Origin of the sequence: Streptomyces flavusporus (assembly GCF_046267975.1) — a bacterium.
GTDB classification, from domain to species: Bacteria; Actinomycetota; Actinomycetes; order Streptomycetales; family Streptomycetaceae; genus Streptomyces; species Streptomyces flavusporus.
Genome location: NZ_CP176503.1, coordinates 415,425 through 434,435 on the forward strand (window position 1 = coordinate 415,425; position 19,011 = coordinate 434,435).

19 protein-coding genes are annotated in these 19,011 nt (G+C 69.1%); 7 read left to right on the plus strand and 12 right to left on the minus strand.

The features are described from left to right. Positions 1-194 precede the first annotated feature (194 nt). Both ACKTSN_RS02160 and ACKTSN_RS02165 read right to left on the minus strand, forming a co-directional pair. Positions 195-602 (minus strand): VOC family protein, encoded by a 408-nt coding sequence (locus ACKTSN_RS02160; protein WP_409467514.1) that lies wholly within the window; start codon positions 600-602, stop codon positions 195-197. Between the two features lie 10 nt (positions 603-612). Further along, positions 613-1,056: a helix-turn-helix transcriptional regulator gene (locus ACKTSN_RS02165; RefSeq protein ID WP_409467515.1), complete on the minus strand. Its 444-nt coding sequence runs from the start codon at positions 1,054-1,056 to the stop codon at positions 613-615. Between ACKTSN_RS02165 and ACKTSN_RS02170 the strand changes: the two genes are divergently transcribed. From ACKTSN_RS02170 to ACKTSN_RS02180, 3 genes are all read left to right on the plus strand, one after another. Further along, positions 1,046-1,300, plus strand: coding sequence for a hypothetical protein (locus tag ACKTSN_RS02170; protein ID WP_409467516.1), 255 nt, complete (start codon positions 1,046-1,048; stop codon positions 1,298-1,300). The genes ACKTSN_RS02165 and ACKTSN_RS02170 overlap by 11 nt on opposite strands. 87 nt (positions 1,301-1,387) lie before the next feature. Then, positions 1,388-1,918 (plus strand): hypothetical protein, encoded by a 531-nt coding sequence (locus ACKTSN_RS02175; protein WP_409467517.1) that lies wholly within the window; start codon positions 1,388-1,390, stop codon positions 1,916-1,918. Positions 1,919-2,087: 169 nt separating this feature from the next. Then, positions 2,088-3,251 (plus strand): NAD-dependent formate dehydrogenase, encoded by a 1,164-nt coding sequence (locus tag ACKTSN_RS02180; RefSeq protein WP_409467518.1) that lies wholly within the window; start codon positions 2,088-2,090, stop codon positions 3,249-3,251. A 25-nt stretch (positions 3,252-3,276) separates the two neighbouring features. On the opposite strand, the gene ACKTSN_RS02185 is transcribed toward ACKTSN_RS02180, so the two are convergent. Further along, entirely contained in the window at positions 3,277-4,200 is a 924-nt protein-coding gene (locus ACKTSN_RS02185; RefSeq protein ID WP_409467519.1) for a polysaccharide pyruvyl transferase family protein, read from the minus strand. Positions 4,201-4,374: 174 nt separating this feature from the next. Between ACKTSN_RS02185 and ACKTSN_RS02190 the strand changes: the two genes are divergently transcribed. Next, the gene (locus ACKTSN_RS02190) at positions 4,375-5,853 is read left to right on the plus strand and encodes a glutamate-cysteine ligase family protein (protein WP_385268007.1); all 1,479 of its coding nucleotides are present in this window, start codon (positions 4,375-4,377) and stop codon (positions 5,851-5,853) included. A gap of 196 nt (positions 5,854-6,049) precedes the next feature. Here the strand turns inward: ACKTSN_RS02190 and ACKTSN_RS02195 are convergent, their stop codons facing one another. Beyond that, positions 6,050-7,183, minus strand: coding sequence for a glutathione-independent formaldehyde dehydrogenase (locus ACKTSN_RS02195; protein ID WP_409474705.1), 1,134 nt, complete (start codon positions 7,181-7,183; stop codon positions 6,050-6,052). A gap of 190 nt (positions 7,184-7,373) precedes the next feature. On the opposite strand from ACKTSN_RS02195, the gene ACKTSN_RS02200 reads away from it, so the two are divergent. Next, entirely contained in the window at positions 7,374-7,565 is a 192-nt protein-coding gene (locus tag ACKTSN_RS02200) for a hypothetical protein (RefSeq protein WP_409467520.1), read from the plus strand. Positions 7,566-7,607: 42 nt separating this feature from the next. Here ACKTSN_RS02200 and ACKTSN_RS02205 read toward each other — a convergent pair whose 3' ends face one another. From ACKTSN_RS02205 to ACKTSN_RS02215, 3 genes are all read right to left on the minus strand, one after another. Further along, positions 7,608-8,222, minus strand: coding sequence for a GPP34 family phosphoprotein (locus ACKTSN_RS02205; RefSeq protein WP_409467521.1), 615 nt, complete (start codon positions 8,220-8,222; stop codon positions 7,608-7,610). A gap of 44 nt (positions 8,223-8,266) precedes the next feature. Then, positions 8,267-9,292: an alcohol dehydrogenase gene (locus ACKTSN_RS02210; RefSeq protein WP_409467522.1), complete on the minus strand. Its 1,026-nt coding sequence runs from the start codon at positions 9,290-9,292 to the stop codon at positions 8,267-8,269. 216 nt (positions 9,293-9,508) lie between these two features. After that, positions 9,509-9,859: a hypothetical protein gene (locus ACKTSN_RS02215; RefSeq protein ID WP_409467523.1), complete on the minus strand. Its 351-nt coding sequence runs from the start codon at positions 9,857-9,859 to the stop codon at positions 9,509-9,511. Positions 9,860-10,942: 1,083 nt separating this feature from the next. Between ACKTSN_RS02215 and ACKTSN_RS02220 the strand changes: the two genes are divergently transcribed. Continuing rightward, complete coding sequence (locus tag ACKTSN_RS02220; protein WP_409467524.1) at positions 10,943-12,181, plus strand: PP2C family protein-serine/threonine phosphatase; 1,239 nt, start codon at positions 10,943-10,945, stop codon at positions 12,179-12,181. 106 nt (positions 12,182-12,287) lie between these two features. On the opposite strand, the gene ACKTSN_RS02225 is transcribed toward ACKTSN_RS02220, so the two are convergent. The 5 genes from ACKTSN_RS02225 to ACKTSN_RS02245 all read right to left on the minus strand — a co-directional run bounded on the left by ACKTSN_RS02225 (position 12,288) and on the right by ACKTSN_RS02245 (position 16,937). Continuing rightward, complete coding sequence (locus ACKTSN_RS02225) at positions 12,288-13,001, minus strand: CAP domain-containing protein (RefSeq protein WP_409467525.1); 714 nt, start codon at positions 12,999-13,001, stop codon at positions 12,288-12,290. Between the two features lie 492 nt (positions 13,002-13,493). Further along, positions 13,494-14,735 (minus strand): cytochrome P450 family protein, encoded by a 1,242-nt coding sequence (locus ACKTSN_RS02230; RefSeq protein ID WP_409467526.1) that lies wholly within the window; start codon positions 14,733-14,735, stop codon positions 13,494-13,496. Then, positions 14,732-15,718 (minus strand): amidohydrolase family protein, encoded by a 987-nt coding sequence (locus tag ACKTSN_RS02235; RefSeq protein ID WP_409467527.1) that lies wholly within the window; start codon positions 15,716-15,718, stop codon positions 14,732-14,734. Before ACKTSN_RS02235 ends, ACKTSN_RS02230 begins: the two co-directional genes overlap by 4 nt. Then, on the minus strand, positions 15,715-16,602 hold the full coding sequence (locus tag ACKTSN_RS02240; RefSeq protein ID WP_409467528.1) for an NAD(P)-dependent oxidoreductase: 888 nt from the start codon (positions 16,600-16,602) through the stop codon (positions 15,715-15,717). Before ACKTSN_RS02240 ends, ACKTSN_RS02235 begins: the two co-directional genes overlap by 4 nt. Further along, positions 16,599-16,937 carry an antibiotic biosynthesis monooxygenase family protein gene (locus ACKTSN_RS02245; protein ID WP_129803178.1) on the minus strand — a complete coding sequence of 113 codons (339 nt, stop codon included), beginning with the start codon at positions 16,935-16,937 and terminating at the stop codon, positions 16,599-16,601. Before ACKTSN_RS02245 ends, ACKTSN_RS02240 begins: the two co-directional genes overlap by 4 nt. Positions 16,938-17,277: 340 nt before the next feature. Here ACKTSN_RS02245 and ACKTSN_RS02250 point away from each other — a divergent pair, with 340 nt between their 5' ends. After that, the gene (locus tag ACKTSN_RS02250; protein ID WP_409467529.1) at positions 17,278-18,867 is read left to right on the plus strand and encodes a M1 family metallopeptidase; all 1,590 of its coding nucleotides are present in this window, start codon (positions 17,278-17,280) and stop codon (positions 18,865-18,867) included. The last annotated feature ends 144 nt before the right edge of the window (positions 18,868-19,011 follow it).

Here is a 19,011-nt window from a genome sequence, read left to right on the forward strand (position 1 = left end):
TGTCTTCGTCTCCATCTCTCACGCGGGGTCGCCTACACGAGGAACAGCGGAACACCGCGCACCCTACGCCGACGCATCCGTCCCCCAGACCTCCTTGCCGAAGGTTGTGCCGCGGGCGAGCGATACGCGGTGACGTCAAGCAGTCCGGCGACGCTGCCATCGGGGCCGGTTCCGGGCTGCGATCGCCGGACGGCTCAGCGCTTCTCCTGGATGCGGATCAGGTTGCCCGCGGGATCCCGGAAGGCGCAGTCGCGGACACCGTACGGCTGATCGGTCGGCTCCTGGACGACCTCGGCACTGGCCTGCAACCGCTCGAAGGTGCCGTCGAGGTCCTTGGTGGCCAGGAGGAGGCTGGCGTAGGTGCCCTTGGCCATCATCTCGGCGATGGTGCGACGCTCGTCGTCGGTGACGCCGGGATCGGCGGCCGGCGGATACAGGACGATCGATGTGCCGGGCTGTTCGGCAGGGCCGACCGTGATCCAGCGCATCCCTTCGTAGCCGACGTCGTTGCGGACCTCGAAGCCGAGGGTGTCGCGATAGAACGCCAGGGCGGCATCGGGGTCGTCCTGTGGAAGGAAGCTCGCGTGAATGGTGATGTCCATGGCGGCCACGCTAGCCACGGCTCGGGGCCGGCGCTTCTCGATTCCTGATCGGTCTGGTCACCTGTTTCGCCACGCACGACGGCATCCCCGCCGTCGCGCGCGCCGCCTCGCGCCGGTAGACGCTGGGCGGTACCCCGACCAGCTCGGTGAAGCGAGTGCTGAAGGTGCCCAGCGACGAGCAGCCGACCGCGAAACAGACCTCGGTGACGCTGAGATCGCCACGGCGCAGCAGCGCCATCGCGCGCTCGATGCGCCGCGTCATGAGGTAGCTGTACGGCGACTCGCCATAGGCGCGCCGGAACTCGCGGCTGAGATGGCCGGCCGACATGTGCACGCCGCGGGCGAGCGCCTCGACGTCCAGCGGCTGCGCATACTCCCGATCGATCCGGTCACGAACGCGACGCAGCCGCGCGAGGTCGCGCAGATGCTGCGTCGAGGCGGGTGTGCTGGTCACGGGCCAGATCCTACGCCGCACCGGACACCCCACACCGCCGACGACCCACCTCGTCCCGCACCCCTCCGACCAGACCCGACTCCCCACCCCACCCGGCGCGTTGCTGCTCCTGCTGCTGAGCTACTTCAACGGCGCGCACGCAACAGGCCCTGCGATCACGCTCGCCCTGTGGGCCGCCGTCGCCGCACTCCTGCTCGGCCTGCGCCCCCGCCTCATGCGACGGCGCGCCGCAGCCGCCGCTTGATCCATCAGGACGTGTCCGGTGGATCGGGCCAATCGTTGGAGTCCGGTAGACAGACCCCATCCCGGGTGAGAGCGATCGAGAGGTTCCATGGACAACCGGACCCGTAAGCGGCATGGCGGCGTGGCTGCCCTTGTGTTGGCCACCGCGGTCATGACGGTGAGCTGCACGGAGGGAGGAGACCGGCTGGACGGGGTCCCGGCCGACGAGAGAAGCACGGCGTCGCCGTCTCGGACCGGAATGCCGAGCCCGTCGGCTTCTCAGCGGTCCAAGAGCCCTGAGGTCGTACTGAAGGGGACTTGGTTCAATCACACGATCGCCAGCCAGAATTCCTTCTACACGCTCACCGTGGACGACAAGGGGGAACTCGTCAGCCTCGGCAGCCCGGCCGGGCGGGACGGCGATATCTGCGACGGGAGCCTCACCGGGAAGAAGAAGCTGAAACTCGTGCTCGACTGCCTCAACACCAATGACATCAAAGTCGGGCCCGCACCGGAGGAGAGGGTGTACAGGGCCGAGGTATTCGTGGCGGAGGCCGCGGAAGTGGGGGTCGCCGGACAAGGCCCCATCCTCGTGGCGCAGTGGGAGGACGGGCGCATCGACTACCTCACCAAGAGCTGATTCACGGCATGTCAACGGCGTTGCCGCTCCGAATCAGCTCAGTAGGCCACTGCCCACGGGGTTTGCAGCGCCTACTTCCACTCGACTAAAATTCAAGATCGTCGGTGCCGACCGGTTGACATGCCCGACCGGTCTACCGCAGCAATGGCCCCATCGATGGAGGACGGCCATGGCAAAGATTCTTGCGGTGCTCTATCCGGATCCGGTGGGCGGTTATCCACCCGACTACGCCCGCGACGAGATTCCCGTCATCACCGGTTACCCGGGGGGTCAGACCGCGCCCACCCCGCAAGCCATCGATTTCACCCCGGGACAGCTTCTCGGCTGTGTCTCGGGCGAACTGGGACTGCGCCGCTTTCTGGAGGAGCGGGGCGACACGTTCGTCGTCACGTCCGACAAGGAGGGCGCGGACTCCACGCTGGACCGCGAGTTGCCCGACGCCGACGTGGTGATCTCGCAGCCCTTCTGGCCCGCTTACCTGACCTCCGAGCGAATCGCCGCCGCTCCCCAGCTCAAGCTGGCGATCACCGCGGGGATCGGGTCGGACCACGTCGACCTGCCGAGTGCGATCGCCCACCGCATGACCGTGGCGGAGGTGACCTACAGCAACAGCATCAGCGTGTCCGAGCACGCCGTCATGCAGATCCTCACCCTGGTGCACAACTACCTGCCCGCCCACGAGTGGGTGACCACCAAGAAGGGCTGGAACATCGCCGACAGCGTCTCGCGCGCCTACGACCTCGAAGGAATGGACGTCGGCGTCCTCGGCTCCGGCCGTATCGGCCTGGCGGTGCTGCGCCGCCTCAAGCCGTTCGACGTCACGCTGCACTACTGCGATGTGCACCGGCTGCCCCAGGAGGTCGAGCAGGAGCTGGAGCTGACCTGGCATCCCGACGCCCGGTCGCTGGCTCCCGCGGTCGACGTGCTGTCGATCCACACCCCCTTGCACCCGCAGACGCAGAACCTCTTCGACGACGAACTGATCGGGGCCATGAAGCGGGGTTCGTACATCGTCAACACGGCACGTGCGCTGATCGTCAACCGCGACGCCGTGGTGCGGGCCCTGAACAGCGGCCAGCTGGCCGGGTACGCCGGTGACGTCTGGTATCCGCAGCCGCCACCGCCCGACCACCCCTGGCGCACGATGCCGTACGAGGCGATGACACCGCACGTGTCCGGTACGACCCTCTCCGCGCAGGCCCGCTATGCCGCCGGCACCCGGGAGATCCTGGAGAGCTGGCTCGACGGGCGACCCATTCGCCCGGAGTACCTGATCGTGGACGGCGGCGGTCTCGCCGGAACGGGAGCGCGTTCCTACACGGTCACCGGATGACGAACAGGTCGGCGCTGCGGGCCGACTACCCGACGGAGCAGGGCCCCAGGGCCTGAAGCAGCTCGTCCGTGCCGTCCCGTACGACGTCGCCCTCCCGGAGCTGCTGCTGGATCCGCCGGGCGGTCACGCGTCCCGCGGTCAGACACCACTCCCACCACCGCTCCAGCCCTGCGGCGTCGAGCCGTTCGGCCGCGAGCAGCGCGGGCCAGCCGCAGGCCCGCGCCTGTGCGGTCACCTTCGCCCCGCCCGCGACCGGGTCGACCGCGAGCGCGGGCTTACCCGCCCGCAGTGACAGAACCAGCCCGTGCAGCCGGTCCGTGACGACCACGTCCAGCCGGGCGAGGACGGACGACAGCTGGGCCGGTGTCGCGCACAGCCGCCAGTCGTGCGTGTCGAGGCGGGACTCCAGCTCCAGGCGCGCGCAGTCCTTGCCGGTCAGCCAGCGGGTCACCACGGCAGCGACCTCCGCGTGCCGCCGCTGCGGCCCGTACTCGTGCTGCCCATGCGTGAGGATCACCCCGACGACCGGCCGGGCCGGCTCGGTGGGCGCCCTGGCCGACAGATCCACCACCGGCTCCGCGCCCGGGGCATCGCGCGCCAGCACCCGGTGGAACCCGGTGACGGCCGCACTGGTGGGGTCGATGACGGATGTCCCGACCGCGACCCGCACACAGTGGGCGAACCGCCGGTGCAGCGCCTCGATCTGCGGCCCGTGCAGCGGTCCGCAGACGAACACCAGGTGGGAGTACTCCCCGGGCCGCACCTGCTCCAGGTGCAGCGCCTCCGGCCGGAAAACCGGGCTCCAGACCACGTCGTACGCAAGCCCCGCCCGTGCAAGTACCTCCTCCACCCGGCGCAGGGCCAGCACGTCCCCGGCGGTCGCCTCCCCGTCCCGGAAGCTGCTCCACCCGACGATCAGAACGCGCCGCCGTATCCCCACACTGCGCACGGGTGCCCTCTCCGGCAGTGGACAATCACCGGTCGGGAGGAGGTCGGCCCGGGCGGCACCCAGCACGAGCCGCCTGCCGCTGCAGTGATCCTCGTCCCGCCTGGTCCGGGTCGCCCGGTGGTGCGACGCTGGAGGTTGAGAGGTGTGTCCGAGGACGGGAACCCGGGAGGGCCGATGGGACGGGACGTCCCGGCGTTGGTCTTCACCCGCGAGGACCGCCGCCGGTACCGGATCAAGATGCAGGAGTGCCTCGACGCGTTTGCGCAGATGCTGCGCGAGTCACGGTTCGAGTCCGGGCGGCCCCAGGTGGGACTGGAGATCGAGCTGAACCTGGTCGACGACGAGGCCGAGCCGACGATGCGCAACGTCGATGTGCTCGAGGCGATCGCGGACCCTGCCTGGTCGACCGAGCTGGGCCGCTTCAACCTCGAGATCAACATTCCGCCCCGCCGGCTGACGGCGGGCGGCCCCGACGACTGGGAGTCCGAGATCCGCGGCGCGCTGAACCACGCGGAGCAACGCGCCAGGTCGGTCGGAGCACATCTGATCATGGTCGGCATCCTTCCCACACTGCGGCCTGAGGACGTCGGCGAGGCGGCGCTGTCGGAGAACCCCCGCTACCGACTGCTCAACGACCAGATCTTCATGGCTCGGGGCGAGGACCTGCGCCTCGACGTGGACGGTGTCGACCGGCTGCGCACCTACGCGGACACGATCACTCCGGAGGCGGCGTGCACCAGCACCCAGTTCCACCTCCAGGTGTCCCCGGAGGAGTTCGCCGACTACTGGAACGCCGCACAGGCGATCGCCGGGGTCCAGGTCGCGCTGGCGGCCAACTCACCGTTCCTGTTCGGCAAGGAACTGTGGCACGAAACCCGCATCCCGCTGTTCGAGCAGGCCACCGACACTCGTCCGCAGGAGATCAAGGTGCAGGGAGTGCGGCCCAGGGTGTGGTTCGGAGAGCGATGGATCAACAGCGTTTTCGACCTCTTCGAGGAGAACCTGCGCTACTTCCCGGCACTGCTCCCCCTGTGCGACGAGCAGGACCCCGCGGAGACGCTGGACCGCGGCGACATCCCCGAACTGGCCGAGCTCACCCTGCACAACGGCACCATCTACCGCTGGAACCGTCCGGTCTACGCCGTCGCCCACGACAAACCCCACGTGAGGGTGGAGAACCGCGTACTGCCTGCCGGCCCGACCGTCGCCGACACCCTCGCCAACGGCGCCTTCTACTACGGGCTCACTCGCGCCCTGGTGGAGGAGGAGCGGCCGGTATGGTCACGGATGTCCTTCTCGGCCGCCGAGGAGAACCTGCACACGGCGGCGCGGCACGGCATGGAGGCACGGCTTTACTGGCCCGGCATGGGCGAGGTGCCGGTGCCCGAACTCGTCCTGCGGCGTCTGCTGCCGCTGGCGCACCGGGGGCTGGAGCGCTCCGGCATGGACGAAGCCTGGCGAGAGCCGCTGCTCGGCATCATCGACCAGCGGTGCGTAACCGGCCGTAACGGAGCGGTGTGGCAGAAGGAGATGTTCCACCACATCGACGCCTCCACCCACACCGGCCGCCACGAGGCCCTGCGGCTGATGACGCAGCAGTACATCGACTACATGCACCTCAACGCCCCGGCCCACACGTGGCCGGTCGACTGACGCAAGTCCTGCACGCCTCCCAGGGCACAGCAGGCCCCCGCCGTGCCCGGAACGCATGGTGATCGGCTCCGACGGCATGACGGGGGCGGGATGGTTTGGTGAGGGCTCGGAAGCACGCACTGGCGGTCTCCGACGCCGGGGCTTCAAGGTCGCCGACGAGCTCGTCGAGTCCTCACCAACGCATACGGACGGCGCCCTACGGATGCAGGACGACCTTGGTGTAGCCCTCGATGCGCTTGTCGAACTTGTCGTACGCCTCCGGTGCCTGGTCCAGCGACACCTCGTGCGAGACGACGAAGCTCGGCTTCGCCCGACCCTCGATGATCATGTCACGCAGGTGCCGGTTGTAGCGCTTCACGTTGCACTGGCCCGTACCCATCCGCAGACCCTTCTCGAAGAGCCTGCCGATGGACACGAGGAGCATCCCCTTCTTGGACTGCTCGTCCGGGCCACCGGGGTCGGCCGGCACGTACAGGCCCGGCACACCGAGAGCACCCGTGGGGCGAACCGTCTGGACGAGCGAGTTCAGGACCGTCGCGGGCTCCTCGTGGTCGACGTCCTGGGACATCGCCTGGTAGCCGACGGCGTCGACGCCCTTGTCGGTGCCGAGCCCCTCCGTCTGGTCCTTGATCTGCTGCACGGGGTCGCCCTCCGCGAAGTTGATCGGGACGGCGCCGATCTCCCGGGCCTTGTCGAGCCGCTCGGGAATCCGGTCGACGACGAAGACCTTCTTCGCACCACGGAGCAGCGCCGAGTACGCGGCCATGAGCCCGACCGGCCCGCCGCCGTACACCGCGACGCTCTCACCCGGGCGCACCTGGGCGAGTTCACAACCGTGGTAGCCGGTGGGGAAGATGTCGGCGAGCAGAATGAAGTCGGTCTCCTGCTCGTTTCCCGGCGGCAGCTTCAGGCAGTTGAAGTCGGCGAACGGAACACGGAGATATTCCGCCTGACCGCCCGTCCATGGGCCCATGGCGACATAGCCGTAAGCCCCGCCCGAGAAACCGGGATTGACGGTCTCGCAGAAACCCGTGTACCCCTCGACGCAGTTCCTACAGAACCCGCAGGCGACATTGAACGGCATGACCACACGGTCACCTTCCGTGAGGGAGGTGACGCCCTGGCCGCATTCCTCGATGATTCCCATGTTCTCGTGGCCGAAGACGATTCCGGGCTCTGCCGCCGTACGTCCCTCGTACATGTGCAGGTCCGAGCCGCAGATCGCCGTGGATGTGATCCTTACGATCACGTCGTTCGGCTTCTGGATGGTTGGCTTGTCAACATCCTCGATCGCGACGCTGAAAGGTCCTTTGTAGACGACGGCTTTCATCTCTTCCATCTCCTGACGGTGATGTGCACACGGATTGCCCGCGGGAGCGCCCCCGTTTGTGTGACCTACTCCTCATGGTTCTCTTGCCCGCGGGCTGGGGCAAGCCGGTAATCTCGGAAGCACACTCATCGCGTATCGTTTTTTGCGTATCGCGCTTCGCACCGAGACCCGTGAAGGGAGGTCGGGACACGTGACAGCACAGCGGCTCGGAACCTTGCTCGTCCCCGTGTTCGGCCTGTCCGGCACCTCGTACCCGCCCGGCACCACGGTCACCGTCCGCGGCCGTGGCGCGACTGTCGACGGGTTCGTGAACGGCGACTGGCTCCCTCTTGCCTGGTGGGAGTTCTCCGACGGCCTCCGCGAGGACATCGCCGAGCCCTGACAGATCCGCCGTCCCGGTCCCGGCAGGGACAGCCGAGGGTCGTCATTCGCCGCGCCAGATGTTGTCGAAGGCGGCCTGCTCGATGGCACGTCGTTGCCGTATGGCCTCCAGTTGCACCAGCGCGCCGTGGACGGCGGCCAGCACGGTGTCCACAGCGTCGTCGTGCGCACTCGGGGAGTCGGCAGAGTCTTCCCCGGCCCGGCGATGGATCCCGATGGCCGCCGCCAGGGCGGCCAGGGTGGGCTCGTCCGAGGCCCAGCGTTGTGCCGCCGCACGGTGGTCCGGTGAATCGGCCGGGACGACACTGCTGGTCCGGAAGGGGTTCCTGCGGTGGTGTTGCCGACGGAGCTGTCCTTCCGCTTCCAGGGCCGCCAGATACGCCGCGGACAGACCGCGACCTCTGCGCCACAGCCAGTCACCGACCGTCTCGTACGGCGCTTCGCGCACCAGTGACGATGCGGCCTGATCCAGCAGGGAGTCGCGTGCGGTCGGTCGGTGGCCAGGCACGATGTGATCGCCGTCCAGGGTGATGGCCTGGGCATCGAGAAGGTCGAGCACCTCGGCTCCTGCGAGAGCGAGCGAGAGGTCGCCTTGTTCCACGGGGTGGTTGGGCGCCACGTCGATGGCGATGATCATCAGGTCCCGTGATGTGGTCATGGATCGGCTTCGCCTCGAGATGCTGGAGCGTGGGCGGGGTGTTTTCAGCGGGGTGTGAGCACCATCCGGAACCGTGCGGCGCCGGAGAGCATCTTCTGATAGGCCTCATCGGCCTGGTCCAGCGGCATGATCTCGGTCATCGGGCGGATCCCGTGCAGGGCGCTGAATGCCATGGTGTCCTGCACATCCTGCGCGGTGCCGGACGGGTGGCCGCGCACGATCCGGCCTTGCATGATCAGCTGGACGGGGCTGATGCCCATCGGCTCGAAGGTCGCGCCGATGACCACCAGTTCGCCGCGGTGGGACAACCCGTCAACGGTCGCCGTGATCGCGTCGGAGCTGCCGGCGGTGGCCAGCACGACCTTGGCGCCACCGAGGGACTGCAACGCGTCCGCGACGGGGGTGTCCGCCGTGCTGTCGATGTAGTGGTGCGCGCCGAGTTGCTTGGCGAAGTCGGCTTTGGCAGCTCCGCGGGCGATGGCCACGGCCTCGAAGCCCATCGCGACGGCGTACTGCACCCCCAGGTGACCGAGACCACCGAGGCCGAGTACAGCGACCAGGTCACCCGGCTGTCCGGAGCTGCGCCGCAGTCCGTTGTACATGGTCACACCGGCGCAGGCGAAGGGCCCGGCATCCGTGGGCGCCAGCGCGTCGGGGATCCGGGCAAGGGCATCCACCGGTGCGATCACCGCCTCGGCGAAACCGCCGTCGTATGCCCATCCGGGGACCTTCAGATTCACGCACAGGATGAAGTCGCCCTGCCGGCAGGGGGTGCAGTGGCCGCAGCTGCCGCCGAACCAACCCACCGCCACCCGCTCACCAGCGCGCCAGCCGCGGCTTTCCACGCCCTCACCGAGCTCTTCGATGCGCCCGGCGATCTCATGCCCGGGAACCAGAGGAAACCGAACGCCCGGAAACGCGGCGTCGACCATGCCGGCGTCGCTGTGACAGATCCCGCAGGCGTCCACAGCCACCCGTACCTGGCCCGGACCCGGCTGCGGCACCTCACGCTCAACGATCTCGAATGGCCCGCCAGGGGCCCCGACCTGCGCGACTCGATAGGTACTCATATGGATCTCTCCCCGGATCGGTGGCTACAGCCCCGCTGTTCCAGCAGACCAGTCCCGCCGCCATCGCGCGCGCCGAAGGGGAAAGAGCGACAGGCGGTGGCGGCTCGAAGCCGGGGCGGCCCCCCGACCAGCGTGCGCGATGCGCGGCTCCCGGACAGGAGTCGCGCATCGCGGTGACACCTCTGCGAGTGTCAGCGGTGACCTCGACTGCTTCGGTCAGTGGCCTCCACCGTTGCCGCCGTGGCCATTGCCGCCGTGGCCGTTGCCGTTGCCATGGCCGTTGCCGTCGTGGCCATTGCCGTTGTCGTGGCCGTTGTCGCCGTGGCCGTTGCCGTTGTCGTGGCCGTTGTCGCCGTGGCCATTGTCGTCATCGTCATGATCGCCATGGCCGTTGTCGTCATCGTCGTGGTCGTCGCCGTGACCGTTGTCGTCGTCCCACCAACGATGATCGTGATCGTCGTAGTAGTCGTTGTAGCTGTGGTCGTTGTTGGTCGGGACGGCCGCCGAGGCCGCGCCCGATGCGCCGATCGCGGCGCCACCAGCCATCAGAATGGTGCTGGCGGACATCGCGATGAGACGCCTCGTGCGAGTTGATCGCATGGCTATACCTTTCCTTCCATCGTCTCGCGCGACTCTCACGCACGAGATGGATGGCCGCGGCCGCAGTGAACGGAGCGTGCGGCGCGGTCATAGGCGTCGCCGCATGACTATGAGAAGCCCCTCTCGGCCGCCGACGCCGCTTGTCAGCCGCGCAGGGTTGCGCGGGCGGCGCTACGGTCGCGGTCCTCGCTGTGCAGGTACCTCGCCGGCCGGGGGCGTGCCCCGGGTTGCGGCTCTCACTTGTAGACACTAGCCGCGCACCCGCGATGCGGCATCTCGAGACGGGCAAATCTGTTGATACCGCCAGAATTAGCGGCACAGCGGCCGGGCGTCAGCTCCGAGCCGCGAGCGCCGACGGGCCGCAGGCGCCGTCCTCCGCCCCCTGGAGCACGCGCTGCTGACCAGCAGGTTTCCCCCTGCCGTGGGGAACGCCGTCGTGCCATCCGTTGTCTGACACTGAATCGGCGAGGCGGACAGGGGCGGTGCCTCGCGAACACTTCCGACAGCGCTCGCCGGGCCCGCGCTGCGTTTCCCGCCGTCCGCGGGCCTGCGATACACGCACTGCGCGGTCCACTCCGGAGACGATCAGTTCCTGCACGAGACGGTCGAGTTGGGTGTCCCCGGGACGAGGCAGGTGCTGCGCCGCCCCGAACAGGGGCCGGGAGAGGCGGCGTTCGGTGGTCGGGAGGACTTCGGGATCGCTGTGCAGGGCACTCCGCTCTCCCCCTACCTCCCAAGCGCATGCCGCCGTGGCGGAGTTCCGTCGCATGACCACGGGTGAGCGGCCGGGGCCAGAAAGTTGCCGGACGGCGCATCCAGCCGACGCCCCGCCAGTTCAGCACCCGCCGCGGCGCCCGGCGTGAAGGTGATCACAAATGCACGGTTGCCGAGCAGGGGCACCACCAGGTTGCCGCCGCTCACCGAGGGTGAACGCAGCAGCCGCGGCGGTACGAGGCTCGGGTGGGGTCAGTCCGGCGACGGTGCGCAGGGTCGGTGCGACCCGGGCATGCCGTGGCCTGCCTCGCCCCGGCAAGAGCGCAGACTGTAGTCATGGGCTTGCGGCGGCGCCTTGCGGATCTGTGGCAGCCATGGCAACCGGGCCACGCGCTGGTGTCGATTCCCCTCGCGCTGATCCTCGTGATCACGGTCGGGGACGTCATGGCCCCACGCGACATCCATCTCGGGCCCCTTCTGGTCGTGGCACCCGCCATCACCCCGTCGTTCGCCGGCTCCCGACTCACCGCACTCATCGGCGCACTGGCTGTGATCGCCCAGACCGTCATCGCCGTGCTGCGTGGCGGGTTCACCCCCAATCACCAGGTGCAGATCGCCGCCCTGGCGGTCATCTCGCTCCTGCTGGTGATTTTCTGTCGGCAGCGCGAGCGGCGCGTGCGTCAGTTGGCCCGGGTGCGGTCTGTCTCCGAAGCTGCACAACGAGTGGTCCTACGGCCGCTGCCGCACAGAATGGGCCCGCTGCGGATGGCCTCGCTGTACCTGGCCGCCGAGGACGAGGCACAGATCGGCGGCGACCTCTACGCGGCGACGCGCGCCGCGGACGGCACCCGACTGATCATCGGTGACGTCCGGGGCAAAGGCCTGCCTTCCATCAGCGAGGCCTCATTTCTGATGGGCGCCTTCCGGGAGGCCGCCCACCGATGCAGCGATCTGGTCGACCTCCCAGGCGCCCTGGAAGGCAGCATCCGCCGGCATCTGTCCGAGCACGCCCCTCTCTCCGAGGCCGTCGACGAGTTGCAGGAGCGCTTCGTCACCGCGCTGATACTCGACATCCCCGACGAGGGCTCCCCGGCCCAGATGATCAACTGCGGGCACCCTCCGCCCCTGCTGCTGCGCGGAGACCAGGTGACCACCCTGTACGCCCGCCACCCCGAGCCCCCGCTGGGCATGTGCGAGCTATCCAGGACCGGCTTCACCCCCGACCCGTTCGCCTTGGAGGACGACGACACGCTGCTGCTCTACACCGACGGCGTGATCGAGGCCAGAGACGCCGACGGGTCCTTCTATCCGCTGTCCGAACGCGTCGCCCGGTGGACCGGGAGCGGTCCCGAAGCCCTGCTGCACCACATCCACGAGGACCTCATCGCCCATGTCGGCGGTCTCCCGGGCGACGACGCGGCCATGGTGGTCATCCAACGCACACCCAGACTCAGGCCGGCCCACCACCTCAGGCACAGGATCCACACCAACGGCTTCCACCACGGCACAGAACGCGGCACAGACGAGGCACCGGCTCCCGGGACCACCCCGCCCCCTCCTGCGCGCCGGGAATGACCCATGGCCGCTGCCGCGACAGGTTCGCTGCCGGTTTTCATGCGCCCGCCCCGGGACTGGTCCCGGGGCGGGCGCATGAAAACCGGCTGTGGCGCCGGTCGAGCGGTCAGCGGGCCGTGCCGAAGTTCTGCGTCCAGTAGTTGCCGGGCTGGGCGAGGCCGACACCGATCTCCTTGAAACCGCAGTTCAGGATGTTGCGCTTGTGGCCGGGGCTGGACATCCAGCCCGCCATGACCTGCTCGGGGCTGGAGTAGCCGTAGGCGACGTTCTCGCCGTAGGTCCTCCAGTTGTAGCCGGCGCGCGTGATCCGTTCGCCCGGGTCGGAACCGTCGGAGCCCGTGTGCGACATGTTCTTGTGGCTCGCCATGTCCGTGCTGTGGTCCTGGGCGGCCTTCGTGAGCTTCGCGTTCACGGTCACCGGCGAGCAACCGGCCTTGCTGCGCTCGCTGTTGACCAGGGCCACGACGCGAGCCACGGCGCCGGACGCCGGGGCCGCCGCGTCGGTGGTGCTCGGAGACGCGGAGGTGGACGTCTTCGGCTCCGAGGCTTCCGTCGAGGTCGGCGCGGTGGGTGCCTGCGAAGCCGGTGCGGTAGGTGCCTGCGAAGCCGGCGTCGAGGGCTGCGAGGTCCGCTCGCGGCCCTGCCACCACTTCTCCGAGGACGCGTTCTTCCAGTTCTCCCACTGACCGTAGGACTCGGCGCCCTCGGCGCCCTCATCGTTCAGACAGGCCATGGCGGCGGACGGTATGGCCAGCGCGCTCAGTGCGACGGCAGCGATGGCTATGTGCCGGTGGCGCGTCTTCCTGCGGTGCTTCCTCATGTGGACCTCGCTCGGTCGTCGCGGGGGTGCCTCCGGTGGGGTCAGCTCTGCTCGGACGCTGTGCCTGACCTGCGGTGACGCCTTCTGGGGCCGTCATTGTTAAAACCCGAGTGAAGGAGGGGCAACGAGCGCTGCTACTACCCGGCGTCGTAGTCGCCGAAGGCCCTTGAAACGAGCGCAGGGGTGTGCTGAACCTGCCCACCGGAGCACGGCAAGGTCTGGCGCTCCGTCAGGAAGCCGTGCATGAGGGGTCGGCAGCGTGGAGGAAGCGGGTCACATTCACGCCATCGACTCATGTGCGCCGTATGTCTGCTTCCAGGCGGCAAGTCCCCCTATATCTCCCGGCCGCCTTGTACTACCGAACCACGTTGATGCGCGAAGTCCGCGTGATGGATGTCACTGCGAGCCACTGCAACCATTTCCGAGAACGCCGAACGGGCCCCTCGGTGGAGGGGCCCGTTCGGCGTTGTTGTGAGCGGATCGGTCTGTCGGTCACCCGGCAGGATCGAGCACGACCGGCAGCTCCGCGAGGCCGCGGAAGGCCGGGAAGGGAACCTCCATCCACTTCGCCTCGCCCGCGGGGTCGGCCAGAGTCATCCTCGGGAACCGGCCGAACAGGCCGGTGAGAGCCAGCTGCATCTCCAGCCGGGCCAGCGGGGCTCCCAGGCAGTAGTGGCTGCCGTGCCCGAACCCAAGATGGGCGTTCTGCGCGTTCCCCGGCCGCATCACATCGAGCTCGTCCGGGGCGTCGAACTTCTGCGGGTCGCGGTTGGCCGAACTGAGCGCGACCTGGACCAGGGCGCCCTTCGGGATCCGCATCCCGCCGTATTCCACGTCCTCGGTCGCGTAGCGGAACGTCGAGGTCTCCACGGAGCCGTCGTAGCGCACCAGTTCCTCGACCGCCGGGCCGACCAGTTCCGGGTTCTCCTGCACTGCGCGGAGCTGTGCGGGATGGGACAGCAGGTGATGGACGGCATTGCCGATGAGGTACGCGGTCGTCTTGTGGCCCGCGAACATCAGCAGGAACGCCGTGGAGACCAGCTCGTTCTCGGTGAGCCCGCCGTCGTTGTCCTGGACTGCGGTGAGCGCGCTCAGCAGATCGTCACCCGGGTGGCTGTGCTTGGCCGCGATGAGGTCGGTGAAGTACGCGTGCAGATCCTCCTCCGCCTTCTGCTGGGCCCGCTTGGACTCCTCGCTGAAACCGGTCTGCGCCACGGTGGTGGACAGGTGCTGCATCCGCGACCGCTCCTGCGCCGGCACGCCGAGCAGTTCGCAGATCACGATGATCGGCAGCGGGAACGCGAAGGCGGGCAGCAGGTCGAAGGGCTCCCGGGTCGGGCACTCGTCGAGCAGGCTCTCGACGATGTCCTGGATCTGCGGCCGCAGCGCCTCCACGCGCCGTGGGGTGAACGCGGAGTTGACCAGCTTGCGCAGCCGGGTGTGCTTGGGCGGGTCGGAGTTGAGCATGTTGTCGTCCAGCGCCACGGACGAGTCACCGAAGATGCTCCGGTAGGCGTCCATGGCCCCGTACATGTCCTTGCTCAACCGCGGGTCCGACAGGGCGGCCCGCGCGTCCTCGTACCGTGTGATCAGGTACGTCTCGTTGCCGTGCGGCGGTTTCATGGGGCAGACCGGCGCCGCTTCCCGGAGCAGGGCGTACACCGCGTGCGGGTTGCGCCGGTACTCCGGGGTGCACCGCTCGGCCGCGGTGACGGCGTCTTGCGTGGTGATCACGGACGACTCCTCAGGTCGAAGACGGCCTCGGCGTTGCCGCCGAGGATGCGCTGCTGGGACGCCTTGTCGACCGGCAGCTTCTCGATCATGCGGATGAAGTCCTCCAGCGGCGCCGCCATCGGCGGTGAGTCGGTGCCGAACAGCATCCGTTCGGGCCCCAGCACCTCCGCGTTGAGGCTCAGGTGCGCCGGGCTGAACGGGCTGGTGTCGACGTACATACGCTTCAGCGCCGCGGCCGGGTCGGCCGCCGGCACCTTGGCCGACGGTGGCGCGGAGGCCGGCGCCGCGGCCTGACCGGGGGGCGGCGCCCCTCCGGCCCAGTGCCGGGGGCGCGCCGCCGTCTGCAGGCGCTCCGGCAGCAGCGCCATCGCGCCGCCGCCGGTTGCGCCGATCAGCCGCAGATCGGGGTACTTGTCCAGCCATCCCGCGAACGCGATCATGGCCATGCCGATGGTGACGTCGCCGAACCGGCCGATCTGCTCGACGAAGCCGAACTCGTCGACCCGTTCCGTGCCGACCGGTTCGGCCGGGGCGTGCACCATGACCGGCACCCCCGCCTCCGCGGCCAGCGCGAAGAAGGAGTCGGCACGCGGGGAGCCGAGCAGCTCTCCGTGGACGCTGGACGTGGTGATCAGTCCGACGAAGGCGGGGTCCGCCAGGGTCTCCCGCACCCCTTCCAGGTGATCGTCGTCGCCGAACGGGTTGGCGTACACGTACCCGCGCAACTGGTCCGGGAACTTGGCGATCAGGCCTGACATCCAGGCGTGGAAGCCGCGCAGCCGGTCGCGTGGTTGCGCGTAGTTGTCCACGCCCGGGACCCGCGCCATCGCGCCGGCACCGACGGGGCTGCCGATGATGGTCAGGTCGATCCCGGCCTCGGCGCGAGCGGCGAGCATGCCGTCGACGTCGGTGAGGCTGGGGGGCATGGGGAAGCGTTCGGCCGCCTCCGGTGGGGACAGATGCCCGTGGATGTCGATGATCATGTATCGCTTCCCGGTTTCGCCGTGAGTGCGCGGACGACCGCGGCACAGTCCTCGTCACCCAGTCCTTGCCCGGCGGCGCGGACGTGGGTTTCGGCTGCGGCGGTCGCCAGCGGCAGACTCAGACCGACCGCCGCTGCCTGCTTGGAAGCGAGCATGAGGTCTTTGGCCATCAGCCGCAGCCGGAAGTCCGGCTTGTCGAAGCGGCCGGAGGCCAGGCGCTTGGACTTGAACGCCATGACCGGCGAGGCGAAGCCGCTGCCCGCGATCGTCTTGAGGACCAGCTGCCGGTCGAGGCCGGAGGCGGTCGCCAGTTCGCTGGCCTCGGCCAGGGCCTGCACCTCTATGCCCATCAGCAGGTTGAGGAGCAGCTTCATCCGCATGCCGGAACCGAGTGCGCCCAGATGGACGACCTCCTTGCCCAGCATCTCCAGCAGCGGGCGGCCGGCGTTGAACACCCGCTCCTCGCCACCGACGAACAGCCGCAGCTCGCCGTCGCGGGCGTGGTCACGGTTGCCGAGCATGCCGACGTCCAGAACGGAGGTGACGTCCCCGGCGATTTGGACGACCTCGTCGGGAGCGACGGTGCTGGCGCAGATCAGGACACCGGGGTAGGGCCCGCCCGCCAGCACTCCGTCCGGTCCGCGCAGCACGGTGCCGAGGGCTTCGCCGTCGGCGACGGAGCAGATGGCGGCGCTCGTGCCCGCGGCGGCGTCAGCGGGGCGGGCCGCCGCGAAGGCGCCCGCCTTGACGAGTGGTTCGACCCGCTCCGCGGTGCGGTTCCAGACCCGAACCTGTACGCCCTGGTCGAGGAGGCGGGTGGCCAGGCCGGTGCCCATGGCGCCGAGTCCGAGTACGGCTATGGGGCCGTTGGTCGTACGCGTCATGACGCCGCCCCCACGGTCTCCTTGACGACCCGGAACCGGAGCGACTGCGTCGAGTCGACCCACTGGCGCAGCGGCGCGACCAGTTCGCGGTGCTCCTCGCTCTGCTGCCAGGCGAAGAACGCCTCGGGCGTCTCCCACTCACTGGTGATCACCCACTGACGGGAGTCGTCCACGGGTTCTCCCAGCCGCTCGACGATGTGGCCGGGGGTGCGGGCGACGGTCTTACGGATCTTGTCGTACAGATCCAGGAACCCTTGCTCGCCGCCCTCGATCACTCGGACGGTGAAAACGACGGACAGCTTGTCGGCCGAATGGCCCTTCTGCTTGGTGCCCATGTCTCCTCCTGATGGTGAGATCCGGCAGGACACGACTCCTACCGACTCATGACCCCCGTGCGGCCGCAACTCCGAATGGGGGACGGTCCAGTCGGGACAAGGCCTTTACGCTGCGTTGTTGGTCTGTTGGGGTGAGTACGGTGGCGTTCCGTTTCGTGACTGTCGGACGCGGATGGCGTCACACGAACGGGGCTCTTCGCGACCCTTGCGAATCGGAGCGAATTCAGGCGGCGTTCGACAGAAGAAGCCAGGACATAATCGGATTTAGCGATGCTTGCTGGCATAGTGCGGCCATGGAGATCGCGACTGCCGGCAGCCGAGGCACCTACGGGGTGTTCCGGTGAAGGCGTCGTTCCCGCGCCCCCCGCGCGAACCGGCTGGGACGGAGCGCCTCCGTCGTGGCCTCCGTACCCGCCGCACGGCCCTCGTCGTCGCCCTCACCGGCGCCGTCGTGATCACTGGTGCCGCCGTGCTCATCAGCACCCTCCTCTACGGCGGCCACCGGTCCCCCGCCCACCCCGGCGCGCCCGCCCCCGGCCCGTCCGGCGCGTCGTCCGGCCCGGCCCCCTCCCCCGGCGCCCCAGGCATCGGCGACCCGCTCCTGCCGCTCGACGGCAACGGCGGCTACACGGTGCGCCGTTACACCATCGCCTTCGACTGGCGGGCACCGCGGACGCCCTTCGACGCCCGCACCACCATCAGCGCCACCGCCACGCAGGCGCTGTCCCGCTTCAATCTCGACTTCGCGGGCAACACGCTGCACACGGTCACCGTCAACGGCGCACCGGCGACCGCCGTACGCGACGGCGACGAGCTCGTCGTCACTCCCGCGAAGCCGATCCTCGACGGCAGCGCCTTCACCGTGCAGGTCGCCTACACCGCCGATCCGACGCAGCAACGGCACCGCAGTGACGCGATCCAGGCGTACGGCTGGGTGCCCACGCCCGACGGCACCGTGCTCTGTCCGCAGCCCAACGGCGCCAAGATGATCTTCCCGGCGAACGACCATCCCAGCCTGCGGGCGCCGGTCACCTTCCGCATCACCACCCCGTCCGGCCTCAGCGCAGTGGCCAACGGCCGACTCGTCGAGCGCGTCCGGCGCTCCGACGGACGACTCCGGTGGACGTACGACTCCGAGCACCCGGTCGCGGCCCAGCTGATCCAGGTGGCGATCGGCAGGTTCACGTTCGTCGACAGCACCGGCCCGCGCGGGCTGCCCGTCCGGGACGCGGTCCCCGGTGGCCTGGTCACCGACACCGAGGCCTACCGCTCGCTCACCTCCGAGCACCTGGCCTGGCTGGAACGGCGACTCGGCCCGTACCCGTTTCGCCGCTACGGCGTGCTGGTCGGGGACACCGACCTGCCGGTGGCGCTGGAGACGCAGTCACTTTCCGTCGTGCCGAGGGCCGATCTGCTGGGTGACCAGGTCGACGCCGAGCGCGACCTGGTGCACGAGCTGACCCACCACTGGACTGGCAACAGCGTCGCCATCCGGCAGTGGTCCGACCTCTGGCTGAGCGAGGGGCACGCCCGCTTCTACGAACGTCTCTACTCCGACGCACACGGTGGCATCAGCATCGAGGACGCGATGCGGGCGGCGTACGAGCAGCACGACCAGTGGCGCCACGACGACGGGGCGCCCGCCGAACCCACCGAGCCGACCCTGTTCAAGCAGATGCGGTACGACGGCTCGGCACTGGTGCTCTACGCCTTGCGGGAGAAGGTCGGCGAGGAGACCTTCGACCGGATCGAGCGGTCCTGGGTGACGACGTACCGGGGCCGGGCCGCCGGCACGCGGGACTTCGTCGCGCTCGCGTCCGAGGTGGCCGGCGAGGACCTCACCCCGTTCCTGACCCCGTGGTTGTACGGGGCACAGACCCCGCCCATGCCGGGGCATCCCGACTGGCAGGTGGACCCGGTCCAGGACTGAGCCGGCACGCCACCGGTACCGGACTCCACCGTTCAGCACGGGCACTTCGCCCCCTCCCTGCCGTGAGGACGTGCTGCCGCCGACCGGGTGGCCTCTGCCGGGCGGCTGGTCCAGGACGGTGACAGTTGGCGCGACGTGGCGTGT

What these genes read in the sequence shown, in the direction of transcription:
- ACKTSN_RS02160 (WP_409467514.1), bottom strand. Translation starts at nt 602, where the DNA reads ATGGACATCACCATTCACGCGAGCTTCCTTCCACAGGACGACCCCGAT.
- ACKTSN_RS02175 (WP_409467517.1), top strand. Translation starts at nt 1,388, where the DNA reads ATGGACAACCGGACCCGTAAGCGGCATGGCGGCGTGGCTGCCCTTGTG.
- ACKTSN_RS02180 (WP_409467518.1), top strand. Translation starts at nt 2,088, where the DNA reads ATGGCAAAGATTCTTGCGGTGCTCTATCCGGATCCGGTGGGCGGTTAT.
- ACKTSN_RS02190 (WP_385268007.1), top strand. Translation starts at nt 4,375, where the DNA reads ATGGGACGGGACGTCCCGGCGTTGGTCTTCACCCGCGAGGACCGCCGC.
- ACKTSN_RS02195 (WP_409474705.1), bottom strand. Translation starts at nt 7,183, where the DNA reads ATGAAAGCCGTCGTCTACAAAGGACCTTTCAGCGTCGCGATCGAGGAT.
- ACKTSN_RS02205 (WP_409467521.1), bottom strand. Translation starts at nt 8,222, where the DNA reads ATGACCACATCACGGGACCTGATGATCATCGCCATCGACGTGGCGCCC.
- ACKTSN_RS02210 (WP_409467522.1), bottom strand. Translation starts at nt 9,292, where the DNA reads ATGAGTACCTATCGAGTCGCGCAGGTCGGGGCCCCTGGCGGGCCATTC.
- ACKTSN_RS02215 (WP_409467523.1), bottom strand. Translation starts at nt 9,859, where the DNA reads ATGTCCGCCAGCACCATTCTGATGGCTGGTGGCGCCGCGATCGGCGCA.
- ACKTSN_RS02220 (WP_409467524.1), top strand. Translation starts at nt 10,943, where the DNA reads ATGGGCTTGCGGCGGCGCCTTGCGGATCTGTGGCAGCCATGGCAACCG.
- ACKTSN_RS02225 (WP_409467525.1), bottom strand. Translation starts at nt 13,001, where the DNA reads ATGAGGAAGCACCGCAGGAAGACGCGCCACCGGCACATAGCCATCGCT.
- ACKTSN_RS02235 (WP_409467527.1), bottom strand. Translation starts at nt 15,718, where the DNA reads ATGATCATCGACATCCACGGGCATCTGTCCCCACCGGAGGCGGCCGAA.
- ACKTSN_RS02240 (WP_409467528.1), bottom strand. Translation starts at nt 16,602, where the DNA reads ATGACGCGTACGACCAACGGCCCCATAGCCGTACTCGGACTCGGCGCC.
- ACKTSN_RS02245 (WP_129803178.1), bottom strand. Translation starts at nt 16,937, where the DNA reads ATGGGCACCAAGCAGAAGGGCCATTCGGCCGACAAGCTGTCCGTCGTT.